Source organism: Limnohabitans sp. (genome assembly GCF_040401495.1).
In the GTDB taxonomy this organism is placed as follows: domain Bacteria; phylum Pseudomonadota; class Gammaproteobacteria; order Burkholderiales; family Burkholderiaceae_C; genus Limnohabitans.
In genome coordinates this window covers 13,826-28,834 of record NZ_JBBAOI010000015.1, presented here as the reverse complement: position 1 = coordinate 28,834, position 15,009 = coordinate 13,826, and the positions used below count along the sequence as shown (strand labels likewise).

The following is a 15,009-nucleotide window of genomic DNA, read 5'->3' as shown; positions in this document are numbered from 1 at the left end:
CATGAATCGCGAAATGCTCATGTTGGTAGACGCCATCTCGCGCGAGAAAAATGTCGAGCGCGATCTGGTGTTTGGTGCGGTGGAATCTGCGCTGGCCCAAGCCACGAAGAAACTTTACCCTGGCGATGTCGATATTCGTGTGGCCATGGACCGCGACAGTGGCGTGTACGAAACCTTCCGTCGTTGGTTGGTGGTACCCGATGAAGCCGGTCTGCAAAACCCTGATGCCGAAGAAATGCTGATGGACGCCAAAGAGCGTTTGTCTGATATCGAAGAAGGTGAGTACATCGAAGAAAGCATTGAATCGCTGCCTATTGGCCGTATTGGTGCGATGGCTGCCAAACAAGTGATTTTGCAAAAAATCCGTGATGCTGAGCGTGAAATGCTGCTGGCTGATTTTTTGTCGCGTGGCGACAAGATATTTGTGGGCAGCGTCAAGCGAATGGACAAGGGTGATTTGATTGTTGAGAGTGGTCGTATCGAAGGTCGTTTACGCCGCACAGAAATGATCCCCAAAGAAAACCTACGAAGTGCTGACCGTGTCCGCGCCATGATCATGGAAGTTGATAACACCTTGCGAGGTGCGCCCATCATCTTGTCGCGCTCTGCCCCTGAATTCATGATCGAGTTGTTCCGCCAAGAAGTGCCTGAAATTGAGCAAGGTTTGCTTGAAATCAAATCCTGCGCCCGTGACCCTGGTTCACGTGCCAAGATTGCAGTGATATCTCATGACAAGCGTGTTGACCCCATTGGTACCTGCGTTGGAGTGCGTGGTACACGAGTCAATGCGGTGACTAACGAACTCGCTGGCGAGCGCGTCGATATCGTCTTGTGGAGCGAAGACCCCGCGCAGTTTGTGATTGGAGCTTTGGCACCTGCCAATGTGTCCTCCATCGTGGTGGACGAAGAAAAACATGCGATGGATGTCGTGGTCGATGAAGAAAACTTGGCCATGGCCATTGGTCGAGGTGGACAAAACGTTCGATTGGCTTCCGACCTGACGGGCTGGAAAATCAACATCATGGACGCGGCCGAATCCGCCCAAAAAGCTGCTACCGAAACCCAAGGTTTACGTGAATTGTTTGTTGAAAAACTCGATGTCGACCAAGAGGTTGCTGACATCTTGATCGAAGAGGGCTTCACCAGTTTAGAAGAAGTGGCTTATGTCCCCTTGCAAGAAATGCTGGAAATTGAAAGCTTTGATGAAGACACGGTCAATGAATTGCGTGCGCGAGCCAAAGACGCTTTGCTGACGATGGAAATTGCCCGCGAAGAAAGTGTGGGAGAGGTTTCGCAAGATTTGCGCGACTTAGAAGGACTGGACGCTGAACTCATTCTCAAATTAGCCGATGGCGGCATACATACACGGGATGAGCTTGCCGACCTTGCGGTGGACGAGTTGGTGGACATCACCGGCCAGTCTGAAGACGATGCAAAAACTTTGATCCTGAAGGCGCGTGAACATTGGTTCGCGGGTCAAGCGTAACGGTCATGAAGAGGAACACCACAGATGACCAACACAACGGTTGCCGAGTTTGCCAAGGAACTCAAAAAATCTCCCGATACGCTGCTTGAGCAGTTGAAATCTGCAGGCGTGCCCAAAGGCGCAGCAACAGATGAACTGACGGACGCAGATAAACAAAAATTGCTGGGCTTTTTAAAAGCCAGCCACGGTACAGACACGCCTGAGCGCAAAAAAATCACCTTGGTGAAGAAATCCACCAGCGAGATCAAGCAAGCCGACGCCACAGGTAAGGCCCGCACCATCCAAGTGGAAGTTCGTAAAAAACGCACTTTTGTTAAGCGTGATGAAAACGAGTCGGCTGAAGTTGAGGAGTCTGCTGAGCCCGTTGCTGTTGCACCTATTCTTGACCAAGCTGAACTTGCGCGTCGCGAGGAAGAAGCACGTCGCCAAGCTGAATTTATCCGTCGACAAGAAGAAGAGCTGGCAGAAAAACGTCGTTTGCGCCAAGTCCAAGAGGACAAAGACCGAGAAGCCCAACAGCAAATCCCAGCCACCCCAGTGGACGATGGCCAAGCTGTTGCAGCTGCACAGGCCGCTGCACAAGCCGCCGCCAAGCGCCAAGCCGATTCCAAAGCACAAGCGGATGAAGATGCTGCCAAGGCCAAAGACCTTGATACACGTCGCCGTACCGCTTTGGCTGAAGCAGAAGCGATTCGCACCATGATGAGTACACCCAAAAAGGTGCTTGTCGCGAAAAAACCGCCAGAACCAGTCAAAGCGCCTGCTATTGACAGCAAAGCCATCAAAGGCACCCTACACAAGCCTGCTGGCAGCCCTACAACAGTCAAGCCAGCCAGCACAACGCCAGCGAAAGACGGCAAAGAAATCAAAAGTGCCAAGTTGTCTTCCAGTTGGGCCGACGAGCAGGCCAAGAAGAAAGAAATCAAAACCCGTGGAGACGCCAGCGGTGGCGTGGGTCGCAACAGTTGGCGTGGCGGTCCTCGTGGTCGCCGTGACCGCGGCCGAGATGAAACACCTGCGCAAGCCGCACCGGTTGAGGCTCGCATCATTGAGGTGCATGTGCCCGAGACCATTACAGTGGCCGAGTTGGCCCACAAAATGGCGGTCAAGGCCTCAGAAGTAATCAAGCAGTTGATGAAACTGGGCCAGATGGCTACCATCAACCAGCCATTGGACCAAGACACAGCGATGATCGTGGTGGAAGAAATGGGTCATGTGGCGGTCATCGCCTCTTTGGACGACCCTGAAGCCTTTACTGAAGAGGAAGCATCTGGGCACGTGGGTGAGTCACTCACCCGCGCACCTGTGGTCACTGTCATGGGCCACGTGGACCACGGCAAAACCTCGTTGCTCGACTACATTCGCCGCGCCAAAGTGGCTTCTGGCGAAGCTGGTGGTATTACCCAACACATTGGTGCTTACCATGTGGAAACACCGCGTGGCATGGTTTCTTTCTTGGATACCCCAGGTCACGAGGCCTTCACTGCCATGCGTGCGCGTGGTGCTCAGGCCACCGATATTGTGATTTTGGTGGTCGCAGCCGACGACGGTGTGATGCCGCAAACCAAGGAAGCGATCAAGCACGCCAAAGCCGCGGGTGTGCCGATCGTGGTTGCCATCAACAAGATCGACAAACCTGATGCGAATCCTGATCGTGTGAAAAACGAATTGGTTGCCGAAGAAGTGGTGCCCGAAGAGTTTGGGGGAGAGTCACCTTTTGTGTCTGTGTCTGCCAAAACCGGTCAAGGTGTGGACGAACTCTTAGAGCAAGTCCTGTTGCAAGCTGAGGTGTTGGAGTTGAAAGCACCAGTGGACGCCATGGCCAAAGGCTTGGTGATTGAAGCCAGCTTGGACAAAGGTCGCGGCCCTGTGGCCACAATCTTGGTGCAATCGGGCACCTTGAAAACAGGCGATGTGGTGTTGGCAGGTCAAACCTTTGGCCGCGTTCGTGCCATGCTCGATGAAAACGGCAAATCCACCAAGTCTGCAGGTCCTTCCATTCCTGTGGAAATTCAAGGGTTGACAGAAGTGCCGCAAGCAGGTGACGAGTTCATGGTGTTGTCCGATGAACGACGCGCCCGTGAAATTGCCACCTACCGCGCAGGCAAATTCCGCAACACCAAACTGGCCAAACAACAAGCGGCCAAGTTGGAGAATATGTTCTCGGACATGACCTCTGGCGAAGTAAAAAACCTGCCCATCATCATCAAAGCCGATGTGCAAGGTTCGCAAGAAGCCTTGGCTGCCTCTTTGCTCAAACTCACCAACGAAGAAGTGCGTGTGCAGTTGGTCTATGGTGCGGTTGGCGGGATCAGCGAATCTGATGTGAACTTGGCGATTGCTTCCAAGGCGGTCATCATTGGCTTTAACACCCGAGCCGATGCTGGTGCTCGCAAACTGGCTGAAAACAACGGCGTTGAGATCCGCTACTACAACATCATTTACGACGCAGTCGATGAACTCAAAGCCGCCATGTCGGGCATGTTGACGCCAGACAAGAAGGAAGAAATTATTGGCATGGCCGAGATTCGCCAAGTCTTCCGTATCAGCAAGATCGGTGCGATTGCAGGTTGCATGGTCACCAATGGCTTTGTTCGCCGCAATGCACGTTTGCGTTTGTTGCGCGACAACGTGGTTGTCTTTACCGGAGAGCTCGAGAGTTTGAAACGATTCAAAGACGATGTTCGAGAGGTCAAGGAAGGCTTTGAATGCGGCTTAAACCTCAAAGGCTACAACGATATCAATGAGGGCGATCAACTTGAGTTCTTTGAAATCAAGGAAGTTGCAAGAACGATCTAAGTTTGTATGGCTGCCAAGAAGTCCTCTACACCCCACCGTGGCTTTCGTGTTGCCGACCAAATACAACGCGATCTGGCCGAACTCATTCGCGAGTTAAAAGACCCGCGACTGGGTATGGTGACGATTCAATCCGTAGAAGTCACACCCGATTACGCACATGCCAAAGTGTTTGTCAGCGTCTTGGTTGGTGACCCTCAAGCCTGTCTAGAGGGGTTGAACCAAGCCGCGGGTTTCTTGCGCAATGGTTTGTTCAAACGCCTGCATATTCACACAGTACCCACCTTGCATTTTTTATACGACCGCACTCCCGAGCGAGCTGCAGACATGAATGCATTGATCGCTCGTGCTGTGGCTTCCCGTGCCAAGGAAACTGACACGCCATGAAAACGCCTCGCACCAGGGTGCAACGGCGCCCTGTGCATGGGGTGTTGTTGCTCGATAAACCGCTAGGACTGTCTAGCAACCAGGCTTTGCAAAAAGCCAAGTGGTTGTTGCGTGCTGAAAAAGCTGGTCATACAGGCACTTTAGACCCTATGGCCACGGGCGTCTTGCCCCTTTGCTTTGGTGCAGCGACCAAATTCAGTCAATTGCATTTGGATGCTGACAAAACCTACGAAGCAGTGCTGCGCTTGGGTCAACGCACCAGTACCGCGGACGCAGAAGGCGAGGTCATCGCTCAAGCCGAAGTGAATTTCACGCCTGAGAAGCTGCAAGCGGTACAAGCCTTGTTCACGGGCCCTTTGCAACAAGTGCCCCCAATGCACAGCGCTTTGAAAAAAGATGGCAAAGCGTTGTATGAGTACGCTCGCGAAGGCATTGAGGTTGAGCGTGCACCGCGCAGTGTGGTGATCCATTCGTTGGAATTGAAAGAATTGCCCACTGAAAACGGTGTTCGCAGCGTTTGGCTTAAAGCGCATTGCTCCAAAGGCACGTACATCCGCACCTTGGGCGAAGACATTGGCAATGCCCTGGGTTGCGGCGCATTTCTCAGCGCTTTGCGCAGAGTAAAAAGCGGAAGTTTTGGAATAGGCGAATGCTTTACCCTGGAAGCCTTGGAAGGCTTGCCTGAAAACCAGCGCCACAGCCCCCTACGACCTGTTGATGTTTTACTAGACAGTCATCACCCGATCACATTACAGCCCGATGATGCAGGACGTTTCCTCAGTGGCTTGCGTCGTCGTGGCGATTGGCCCGATCGCGATCAAGTGGCTGTGTATGGTGCTCAGCCTCACGCCTTGCTTGGCACAGCCCATGTTCGCGCGGGGGAATTGATTCCCGAGCGCTTATTAAATCCCCAAGAAATCCAATCCTTACTCGAGAGTGCAGCATGACCTTACAAATACGAAACATCGCCATCATTGCCCACGTTGACCACGGCAAAACCACCATGGTCGATCAGTTACTTCGCCAATCCGGAACGTTTGCCGAACACGAAAAAGTAGTGGACACCGTAATGGACAACAACGCCATCGAGCGTGAACGAGGCATCACCATTTTAGCCAAAAACTGCGCTGTCAGCTGGCAAGGTACCCACATCAATATCGTTGACACCCCTGGACACGCGGACTTTGGTGGTGAGGTCGAGCGTGCTTTGTCCATGGTGGATGGCGTGGTGTTGTTGATTGATGCGCAAGAGGGCCCCATGCCGCAAACCCGTTTTGTCACCAAAAAGGCCTTGGCCTTGGGCCTCAAGCCCATCGTGGTGGTGAATAAGGTGGACAAACCTGGCTCTCGTCCGGATGCAGTCATCAACGCCGCTTTTGAGTTGTTTGACAAGCTGGGTGCGAATGACGAGCAATTGGATTTTCCCGTGGTTTATGCCTCTGGTATCAATGGTTGGTCTTCCTTGGTGGAGGGCGAGGCAGGTGCGCAATGGGGTCCGGATATGTCGGCCTTGTTTGACACTGTCTTGAAGCATGTGCGGCCTCAGCAAGGTGACCCCTCTGCACCGTTGCAATTGCAAATTTCTGCATTGGATTTCTCTACCTTTGTGGGGCGCATTGGTGTGGGCCGCATCAGCGCTGGCACCCTAAAGCCTGGCATGGATGTGGTGGTCATGGAAGGTGAGACAGGCACACCTGTCAAAGGCCGTGTCAACCAAGTGTTGAAGTTCCAAGGCTTAGAGCGGATACAAGCCACTGAAGCAGGACCTGGCGACATCGTCTTGATCAATGGCATTGCCGACATCGGCATTGGTGTGACCATCACCGATCCTTTGAACCCTAGTCCATTGCCCATGCTCAAAATTGACGAACCAACTTTGACCATGAATTTTTGCGTCAACACATCGCCCTTGGCAGGTCGTGAAGGCAAGTACGTCACCAGTCGTCAAATTTGGGACCGCTTGCAAAAAGAACTGCAACACAACGTGGCGTTGCGTGTCAAAGAAACCGATGAAGACGGTATTTTTGAAGTGGCAGGTCGTGGTGAATTGCACTTGACCATTTTGTTGGAAAACATGCGTCGTGAAGGCTACGAATTGGCGGTATCCAAACCACGCGTCGTCTACCGCGATGTGGACGGAGTTCGCCATGAGCCTATCGAGATGGTCACGGCTGACATCGAAGAAGGTCATCAAGGCGGCGTCATGCAAGCCTTGGGTGAGCGCAAAGGTGAACTGGTGAACATGGACCCCGATGGTCGTGGCCGTGTCCGTTTGGAGTACCGTATTCCAGCGCGTGGGTTGATTGGTTTTACCAATGAGTTTTTGAATTTGACCCGTGGCTCTGGACTGATCTCCAACATCTTCGATGGTTACGAGCCGCACAAAGGCGACATTGGTGGTCGCAAAAACGGTGTACTCATCTCCATGGACGACGGTGAAATCTTCACCTACGCCTTGGGTAAGTTGGATGACCGTGGCCGCATGTTTGTCAAACCTAACGATCCCGTTTATGAAGGCATGATTGTGGGTATCCACAGCCGTGACAACGATTTGGTGGTGAACGCCACACGAACCAAGCAACTGACCAACTTTCGTGTCAGTGGCAAGGAAGACGCCATCAAAATCACACCGCCTATTCAATTGACTTTGGAATACGGCGTCGAGTTCATTGATGACGACGAGCTGGTTGAAATCACACCCAAGAGTGTTCGCTTGCGCAAGCGTTTCTTGAAAGAGCATGAACGCAAGCGCGCTAGCCGCGAAGGCTGATTCGCCTCAAATGCCCTATAAGCTTAGCCACACACAAGCCCTGGGGGTGATGGTGCTGGCTACCTTGTTGTGGTCGACGGCAGGCGTGGTGTCGCGTCAAATGACACATGCCCAAGGCTTTGAAATTACGTTTTGGCGAAGCTTTTTCACCTTGCTATCTCTGAGCATCTTGTTGCCTTTGCTCAAAGGTCGACAGCTGATGAACCTGCCTTGGCGGGACAAAACATTTTGGCTCTCTGGGGTGTGTTGGTCGGTGATGTTCACCGCTTTCATGTTGGCTTTGACCATGACCACTGTCGCCAATGTGCTCATCACCATGGCCATGGGCCCAATCTTCACCGCCTTGTTGACGCGCTTTGTGGCTGGACGGCGTTTGGCACTGCATACATGGCTTGCCATCGTGGTGGCTGCGCTTGGAATGGCTTTCATGTTTGCCTCGCAAGTTCAGGTCGATGTGGGACAGCATTTCCAAGGCATATGGGTGGCTTTGGCTGTACCTTTTGCGGGTGCCGTTCAGTGGAATGTGACGCACTATCAACAAGCCGCAGAGCAACCTACTGACTTTATGCCAGCAGTTTGGGTGGGCGCTTTCTTGTCTAGCATGTACACCGCACCTTTGGCGCTGCCGGGTACGGCCAGCCCATCAGACTTGGTTTGGTTGGCAGGTTTGGGCTTTTCCCAATTGGCCTTGCCCTGTTTACTGGCGGTATGGGCGGCACAAGTGTTGAAATCGCATGAAGTCGCGCTGTTAGCCTTGCTGGAAGTTTTGTTTGGCATTGCATGGGCTTGGTTAGGTGCGGACGAGGCGCCTACGTTTGCTGTGCTTGTCGGCGGCAGTTTGGTCTTGGGTGCTTTGGCCTTGAATGAAGTTGCTTCTTGGAGACTCTCAAATGAATGAGTTGGTGGTTTTGATGCATGGCGAAGTATTGGCCGAGGTGCAAGGGCAGGTGGGTTTGATTACCTTGAACCGTGCCAAAGCTTTGAATGCCTTGTCCTTGGAGATGGTTCGCAGCATCACCCATGTGTTGTCAGCATGGCAACTCGATCCGCGTGTGCATGCTGTGGCCATGCGTGGGATGGGTAAAGAGGGCGCTTTTGGTAGCTTTTGTGCAGGTGGCGATATTCGTTTTTTTCACCAAGCTGCATTGGCGGGTGACCCACGCTTGGAAGATTTCTTCACCGAGGAATACCGCCTCAACCATTTGATTCACCATTACCCCAAGCCTTGCATGGTTTTCATGGATGGCGTCGTCATGGGCGGGGGCATGGGTTTGGCGCAAGGTGCCAAATTACGTATTGCCACAGAGCGCACCAAGATGGCCATGCCCGAGACCATGATTGGTCTCTTCCCAGATGTGGGCGGCGGTTATTTTTTGAGTCGATGCCAAGGTGCTTTAGGTGAATTTTTGGGCTTGACGGGTCAGATGCTCAATGGCGCTGAAGCAGTGTTTGCGGGCTTGGCTGATGTGATGTGTGACAGTAGCCAGTTGGATGTCCTGTGGATGCAACTGCCAAGCCTAGACTGGCATGACCCAGCCAAAGCTTTGCTGACCTTTACTCAACCATTCAATGCCGCAAAGAAACTGGCCCAACAAGCCAAGCCTGCGTGGTGGACCGAAAGTTTGGAAAAGGCCTTTGGCGCCCCTGATTTACAAAGCATTGCAAAAGCCCTGGCAGCAACAGATCACCAACCCGCTTTGCAGGCTTTGAAAAAACGCTCGCCTCTGATGTTGGCCGTGACGCTTGAACAAATACGCCGTGCCCGTCACATGAATCTAAGTGATGAACTGCGCATGGAGCGCGACATGGTGCGCCACAGTTTTCACCCACGGCATTTACATAGTACTTGTGCACAAAGCGATACGGTGGAAGGAATTCGCGCCTTGGCCGTTGACAAAGACCATGCCCCGCGCTGGTCGCCAGCACTCGTCGATGAAGTCACCCCCGACATGGTGATGCCGTTTTTCACCAGTCCGTGGCCTGCTGCTGCACATCCTTTGCGGGATTTGCAAGCCCCAGTCACTTGAGCTTCTCATAGGAAATCACATGGCCACGCCCATCAAGGTATTGTTTGGATTTCACGCTGTGGGGGTGCGCCTGAAAACTGCTCCCACTTCGGTCATTGAGGTCTTCATCGACCCGACCCGACGCGACGCTCGTATGCGGCAGTTTCAAGAGCGAGCCAAAGAAGCCAAAGTGAAGTTGGTTGAAGCAGATGGCCCGCGCTTGGCCCAACTTGCCGGCAGCCATGGGCACCAAGGCGTGGTGGCCCGTGTATATGCCATCGACATCGCCAAGTCTTTGGACGCCTGTTTGGAGGCTTTGCCCTCGGATGTTCCTGCCTTGCTGTTGGTGCTCGATGGCATCACCGATCCGCACAACCTAGGGGCTTGTTTGCGAGTTGCTGATGGTGCGGGTGTACATGCGGTGATTGCCCCCAAAGACCACGCGGTTGGTATCAATGCCACGGTCGCCAAAGTGGCCAGCGGTGCGGCTGAAACCGTACCGTACTTCATGGTGACCAATTTGGCCCGTACCTTGAATGAGTTGAAAGAGCGCAATATTTGGATCACTGGTACCAGTGACGATGCACCTCAAACTTTGTATGACGTCGACTTGCGAGTTTCTACTGCTTGGGTCTTGGGTGCTGAGGGCGATGGTTTGCGTCAGTTGACCCGTAAGACCTGCGATCAACTCGTGTCTATCCCGATGGCGGGGGGGGTGGAAAGCTTGAACGTGTCAGTGGCCAGCGGTATTTGTTTGTATGAAACCGTCAGGCAGCGTATCGGTCGTTAAGCAGGGCCCAACGTTCATGGTCTTGCCACTCGCCGTTTTTTCTTAAGAATTTACGGCTCATACCTTCTTTTTCAAATCCGCAGCCTTTCAACAACGCAATTGAAGCCAAATTGTTGGGTTGTATATTGGCTTCTAAGCGATGAAGCTTCATTGGCCCAAATGCCTTGGCAATGACTTGCTGCACCGCCGCTTTCATAAAGCCTTGCTGCAGTTGCCCAGCAAAACCGTAGTAGATGAGGTAGGCATTTTGAAAATCCCCTCGGAAAATATCTTGCAGCTCAACCACGCCGACCATTTCTTGAGTGTCAGTGCGAATTGCCACATAGGCTTGGTCATCCGCCGTATTCATCTCTTGCACATAGCGCTGAAACGCTTTGGCGCTGGTAGGCACCTGCACCCATGAGCGATGCAGTTCACGGCTGCGACGTATATTCGTCATGAAGATTTTTTCATCTGTTGCCTTGAGATGGCGAAGGTGCACTCTGCTCATATCACAAACCCACGGCTGCGCCCAGCAACGCGCCCCCCAACATCAACCACAGCAGGTGTATGCGGGTGAACAACACGATCAACATAATGGTTGCGCAGACCAACAGCAAACGCCAATCCATCTGCGGGTTACTGGCAGTTTGCAACAACCATCCCGCAGACAACATCAAGCCCATCACCAATGGCAGCATGCCAGCTTTGAAAGCACGAACACCCAAGGCATGTTGATGCAATTGCAACCACTTGCCCATGTAGTAACTCAGCAGCGACGAGGGCAGAACTGCGGCTGTCAGCAAGCCTAAAGCCACCAACAAACCCGTGACCACGGCAACGCCGCCTGTTTCAAAACCGCCTGCTGATTGCAAACCGATGTTCCAACCCATGACCGCTACCAGCAAGATGTTAGGGCCGGGTGCGATTTGCGCCAATGTCACCGATTGGCTGAAAGCCGTTTCACTGAGCAGTTTCAAGTCGTTCACTAAGAAGCGGTGCATTTCTGGGACGATGGCCAAGGCACCCCCTACCGCCAACAGGGACAACATGCAGAAATGCAAATGCAACTCCAACCACAGTTGCCAATTCATGCTTGCGCCTTTGCTTGTAATCGCCACCATGTCAGGGCGCAGGAAACCAGCCCCACTAGGCCGATGACGTTGGCCAAGGGCCAGTGGACAATCGCCGCCAGACCAAAGCTCAAGGCGGTCAAAAGCAGGGCCAAAGGCCAGCCTATGGGGTGTTGCTTGACTGTGGGCCAAAAGCGCCAACCGGCTGCCATGACCATGCCTGCAGCGGCCACGCCCATGCCACGCAATGCCGATGCCACGACTGGCAGGTGCGCAAAGGATTGAAAGCCAAAAACGATGGTCAGCATCAACAGGCCAGGGATCAACAGCAACCCACTCATTGCCGCCAAAGCGCCAGAGGGGCCAAAGTGTTTACTGCCAAACATGACAGAGAGATTCACCACATTCGGTCCCGGCAGGGTTTGCGCCAGCGCCCATTCCTCGGCAAATTCGGACAGCGTCATCCATTGCTTGCGGTCAACCAGTTCGCGTTGCACCACGGCCAATACGCCACCAAAGCCTTGCAGGCCTAGCCAAGTGAATGACAAAAACAAGTCCGTTCGGGAGCGGGGTATGTTTGAAATGTTCAGCTTTCCCAAGGGTTGAGCAACTTAGCGCCCGTGTTTTGAAAATCTTTGATGTTGCGGGTGACCACGGTGAAGCGATATTCAAGGGCGGTGGCTGCGATCATGGCATCGCGTTCTGAAATGCTATGCGGAAAATGCAGACCCGCACATCGCTTGGCCATACTGGCTGAAAAAGCAAGGGTGCGTCCATCAAAGACATCGGTCACGCCATCCAACCAACGCCGCAGTGCTTGGCCTTGAGGGGGGTGTTTGTGTTCCAGTGCTTGCACCCCTTTTTCAAGTTCAAGCAAGGTGATGGCTGATAAAAAGAACTTCTCAAACACTTGTTGTTGAGCCCATGCGACGACCTTGACGTTTTGCATGGGCTTGCCTTGGCGCAATTCTGAAATGACGTTGGTGTCTATCAAGAACATGTTCAGTCTGCTTCAAGCAACTGGGCGGGCTGGATCTGTAATTGCAAGTTTGGCGCTTCAAAATCAATACCTTCCCCACCAGGAATGGCATTCATGACCTCCAAGAGGCTTTCTATCGGCTGGCCTTGTAGCTTGTAATAGTCCTCAATGCGCAACAAGGCGAAGGCGAGGCGACCGCGGTCGGTAATGAACACCGGGCCTTTTTCGGCGGCGCGTTTGGCGGCGGATACATCGCGGGTAAATTCCCGGCTAGAGTAGGTAAAAAGGGTCATGGCAGGCTCCTATAGGAAGCAATGCTTGTATGTTACGACAATTGACGTTTATGGTCATCTGGTTTGTGCAGCATGCCTCAAAGTAGCAAGGCCATTTAATGTCCCAAGCTTTGAGAATCCCTATGCCACCTAGAATCGGGGGCTAATGAACGCCCCGGTTGATGTCTCCTTTTTCCAGCGCATTGCCAAGCCTCTGACCAGTTACCGCAAATACTGGGCAGCGAGATTTGGTACGGCACCGTTTTTGCCCATGAGCCGCGCCGAGATGGCGCAACTGGGCTGGGACAGTTGCGACATCATTTTGGTCACCGGCGACGCCTACGTGGACCACCCCAGTTTTGGCATGGCCGTCATTGGGCGCATGTTGGAAGCGCAAGGATTCAGGGTCGGCATCATTGCCCAGCCTGAGTGGAACAGCGCCGAGCCATTTCAGGCACTTGGTAAACCTAATTTGTTTTATGGTGTGACCGCGGGCAACATGGACTCCATGATCAACCGCTACACCGCAGACCGCAAAATCCGCAGTGACGATGCTTATACGCCCGGTGGCGTAGGCGGCAAGCGCCCCGACCGCAGCGTGTTGGTCTACAGCCAGCGCTGCCGTGAGGCTTACCCCGAGGTACCCATCGTCATCGGTGGCATCGAAGCTTCTTTGCGCCGAATTGCCCATTACGACTATTGGCAAGACAAGGTGCGTCGCGCCATTTTGATCGACGCCAAAGCAGATTTGCTTTTATATGGCAACGCCGAACGGGCTTTGGTTGAAGTGGCGCATCGCTTGGCTGCCAAAGAGGCCATCACCGATATCACCGATGTGCGTGGCACGGCTTTCATGGTTCGCCACACGCCAGAGGGTTGGTTTGAAATCGACTCCACTGAGGTGGATATGCCAGGGCGCGTGGAGTCGCATGTCAACCCGTATTTGATGGTCAGCGAGCAGGCCTTGGCGCAGGGCGAGACTTGTGCGCGGCAAGACGAGTTAGATGGTGTCACTGCAAAGAGCGATGCATCGTGGCAACCAATCGCCATCGTCTCTGCAAGAGGCGAAGCAACCAAGCACGTGAAAGTCCCACCCCGCAACAAAAGCGTCATTCGTTTACCCAGTTACGAGCAGGTCAAAAGCGATCCTGTTTTATATGCCCACGCTAACCGTGTGCTGCACCTTGAAACCAACCCTGGTAATGCGCGGGCCTTGGTACAAGCGCATGGCGAGGGACGTACTGCTAGGGATGTGTGGATCAACCCTCCGCCCATACCACTGACCACCGCAGAGATGGACCATGTGTTTGACTTGCCCTATGCACGAAGCCCGCATCCTGCTTATGCGGACGCCAAAGGCGGTCATGATGGCGAGACCAAAATCCCCGCGTGGGAGATGATTCGCTTCAGCGTCAACATCATGCGCGGCTGTTTTGGGGGATGCACGTTTTGCTCTATCACTGAACACGAAGGTCGCATCATCCAAAGCAGAAGCGAAGGCTCCATCCTGCGTGAAATTGAAGACATACGCGACAAGGTGCCAGGTTTTACTGGCGTGGTCAGCGACTTGGGCGGACCCACCGCCAACATGTACCGCATTGGTTGCAGAACACCCGAAATTGAAGCCGCTTGTCGCAAACCGAGTTGCGTGTACCCCGGCATTTGCCCCAACTTGAATACCAGTCACGAGGCCTTGATACAGCTTTACCGCAAAGCTCGGGCCATTCGTGGCGTGAAAAAAATTCTCATAGGTTCAGGATTGCGCTACGACTTGGCGGTGGAAAGTCCCGAGTATGTGAAAGAACTGGTAACCCACCATGTGGGTGGCTATTTGAAAATTGCCCCCGAGCACACCGAGGGCAGTCCGCTGTCGATGATGATGAAGCCAGGCATTGGCTCTTATGACCGTTTCAAGCAAATGTTTGACAAGTACAGCGCCGAGGCGGGCAAAAAACAATACCTCATTCCGTATTTCATCGCAGCGCACCCAGGTACCCGAGATGAAGACATGATGCATTTGGCCGTGTGGTTAAAGAAAAATGGTTTTCGTGCTGATCAGGTGCAGACTTTTTACCCCAGCCCCATGGCCACTGCCACGGCCATGTACCACTCGGGCAAAAACCCTTTGCGTCGAGTAGGCCGTGAGAGCGAGGCGGTAGACATTGTGCGAGGCGATAAACGCCGACGTTTGCACAAAGCTTTTTTGCGCTACCACGATGCCAATAACTGGCCGCTGTTGCGCGAGGCTTTGAAGGCCATGGGACGTGCCGATTTGATTGGCAACGGCAAACAACATTTGATACCACGCTTTCAGCCTTTGAACACCGAGGGCTATACCAGCAGCCGGCGCAAAAACAGTACTTCTGTGGCTGCCAAAACATCGCCCGTGACGCAGGGACGGGTCAAGGCCGCGCCCGGCAAGCTGCTGACGCAGCACACCGGTTTGCCGCCGCGAAAGCTTAAGTAGTTCC

14 protein-coding genes are annotated in these 15,009 nt (G+C 53.4%); 9 read left to right on the top strand and 5 right to left on the bottom strand.

Annotated features, from left to right (window positions below; translation table 11 throughout):
• The first annotated feature begins 1 nt into the window (after nucleotide 1).
• Genes nusA through rlmB form a run of 8 tightly spaced genes read left to right on the top strand, consistent with a single transcriptional unit; the run spans nucleotide 2 to nucleotide 10,235 of the window.
• Nucleotides 2–1,486, top strand: a complete 1,485-nt coding sequence (gene nusA, locus AC9UEO_RS09850) for a transcription termination factor NusA (RefSeq protein WP_509532599.1) — start codon at nucleotides 2–4, stop codon at nucleotides 1,484–1,486.
• 24 nt (nucleotides 1,487–1,510) lie between these two features.
• Nucleotides 1,511–4,285, top strand: coding sequence for a translation initiation factor IF-2 (gene infB, locus AC9UEO_RS09845; RefSeq protein ID WP_509532597.1), 2,775 nt, complete (start codon nucleotides 1,511–1,513; stop codon nucleotides 4,283–4,285).
• Nucleotides 4,286–4,291: 6 nt separating this feature from the next.
• Nucleotides 4,292–4,669 carry a 30S ribosome-binding factor RbfA gene (gene rbfA / locus AC9UEO_RS09840; RefSeq protein ID WP_509532595.1) on the top strand — a complete coding sequence of 126 codons (378 nt, stop codon included), beginning with the start codon at nucleotides 4,292–4,294 and terminating at the stop codon, nucleotides 4,667–4,669.
• The gene (truB, locus tag AC9UEO_RS09835; RefSeq protein ID WP_509532594.1) at nucleotides 4,666–5,616 is read left to right on the top strand and encodes a tRNA pseudouridine(55) synthase TruB; all 951 of its coding nucleotides are present in this window, start codon (nucleotides 4,666–4,668) and stop codon (nucleotides 5,614–5,616) included. Before rbfA ends, truB begins: the two co-directional genes overlap by 4 nt.
• The gene (gene typA / locus AC9UEO_RS09830) at nucleotides 5,613–7,439 is read left to right on the top strand and encodes a translational GTPase TypA (RefSeq protein ID WP_509532592.1); all 1,827 of its coding nucleotides are present in this window, start codon (nucleotides 5,613–5,615) and stop codon (nucleotides 7,437–7,439) included. The genes truB and typA overlap by 4 nt, the downstream gene beginning before the upstream one ends.
• A complete protein-coding gene (locus AC9UEO_RS09825; RefSeq protein WP_509532590.1) occupies nucleotides 7,408–8,337 on the top strand; it encodes a DMT family transporter in 930 nt (309 codons plus the stop codon). Before typA ends, AC9UEO_RS09825 begins: the two co-directional genes overlap by 32 nt.
• Nucleotides 8,330–9,466, top strand: coding sequence for an enoyl-CoA hydratase/isomerase family protein (locus AC9UEO_RS09820; RefSeq protein ID WP_509532588.1), 1,137 nt, complete (start codon nucleotides 8,330–8,332; stop codon nucleotides 9,464–9,466). Before AC9UEO_RS09825 ends, AC9UEO_RS09820 begins: the two co-directional genes overlap by 8 nt.
• A gap of 19 nt (nucleotides 9,467–9,485) precedes the next feature.
• The gene (gene rlmB / locus AC9UEO_RS09815) at nucleotides 9,486–10,235 is read left to right on the top strand and encodes a 23S rRNA (guanosine(2251)-2'-O)-methyltransferase RlmB (protein WP_509532586.1); all 750 of its coding nucleotides are present in this window, start codon (nucleotides 9,486–9,488) and stop codon (nucleotides 10,233–10,235) included.
• Here rlmB and AC9UEO_RS09810 read toward each other — a convergent pair.
• From AC9UEO_RS09810 to AC9UEO_RS09790, 5 genes are read right to left on the bottom strand one after another with little or no spacing between them, the layout of a single operon-like run.
• Nucleotides 10,213–10,725 carry a GNAT family N-acetyltransferase gene (locus AC9UEO_RS09810; protein WP_509532584.1) on the bottom strand — a complete coding sequence of 171 codons (513 nt, stop codon included), beginning with the start codon at nucleotides 10,723–10,725 and terminating at the stop codon, nucleotides 10,213–10,215. The genes rlmB and AC9UEO_RS09810 overlap by 23 nt on opposite strands.
• A 1-nt stretch (nucleotide 10,726) precedes the next feature.
• Nucleotides 10,727–11,308 carry a chromate transporter gene (locus AC9UEO_RS09805; RefSeq protein WP_509532583.1) on the bottom strand — a complete coding sequence of 194 codons (582 nt, stop codon included), beginning with the start codon at nucleotides 11,306–11,308 and terminating at the stop codon, nucleotides 10,727–10,729.
• Nucleotides 11,305–11,835: a chromate transporter gene (locus AC9UEO_RS09800; protein ID WP_509532581.1), complete on the bottom strand. Its 531-nt coding sequence runs from the start codon at nucleotides 11,833–11,835 to the stop codon at nucleotides 11,305–11,307. The genes AC9UEO_RS09805 and AC9UEO_RS09800 overlap by 4 nt, the downstream gene beginning before the upstream one ends.
• Before the next feature lie 38 nt (nucleotides 11,836–11,873).
• Entirely contained in the window at nucleotides 11,874–12,287 is a 414-nt protein-coding gene (locus AC9UEO_RS09795) for a type II toxin-antitoxin system VapC family toxin (RefSeq protein ID WP_509532579.1), read from the bottom strand.
• Nucleotides 12,288–12,289: 2 nt separating this feature from the next.
• Nucleotides 12,290–12,559 (bottom strand): type II toxin-antitoxin system Phd/YefM family antitoxin, encoded by a 270-nt coding sequence (locus AC9UEO_RS09790; protein ID WP_509532577.1) that lies wholly within the window; start codon nucleotides 12,557–12,559, stop codon nucleotides 12,290–12,292.
• Between the two features lie 145 nt (nucleotides 12,560–12,704).
• Here AC9UEO_RS09790 and AC9UEO_RS09785 point away from each other — a divergent pair, with 145 nt between their 5' ends.
• Nucleotides 12,705–15,005 carry a YgiQ family radical SAM protein gene (locus AC9UEO_RS09785; protein ID WP_509532575.1) on the top strand — a complete coding sequence of 767 codons (2,301 nt, stop codon included), beginning with the start codon at nucleotides 12,705–12,707 and terminating at the stop codon, nucleotides 15,003–15,005.
• Nucleotides 15,006–15,009: the final 4 nt, after the last annotated feature.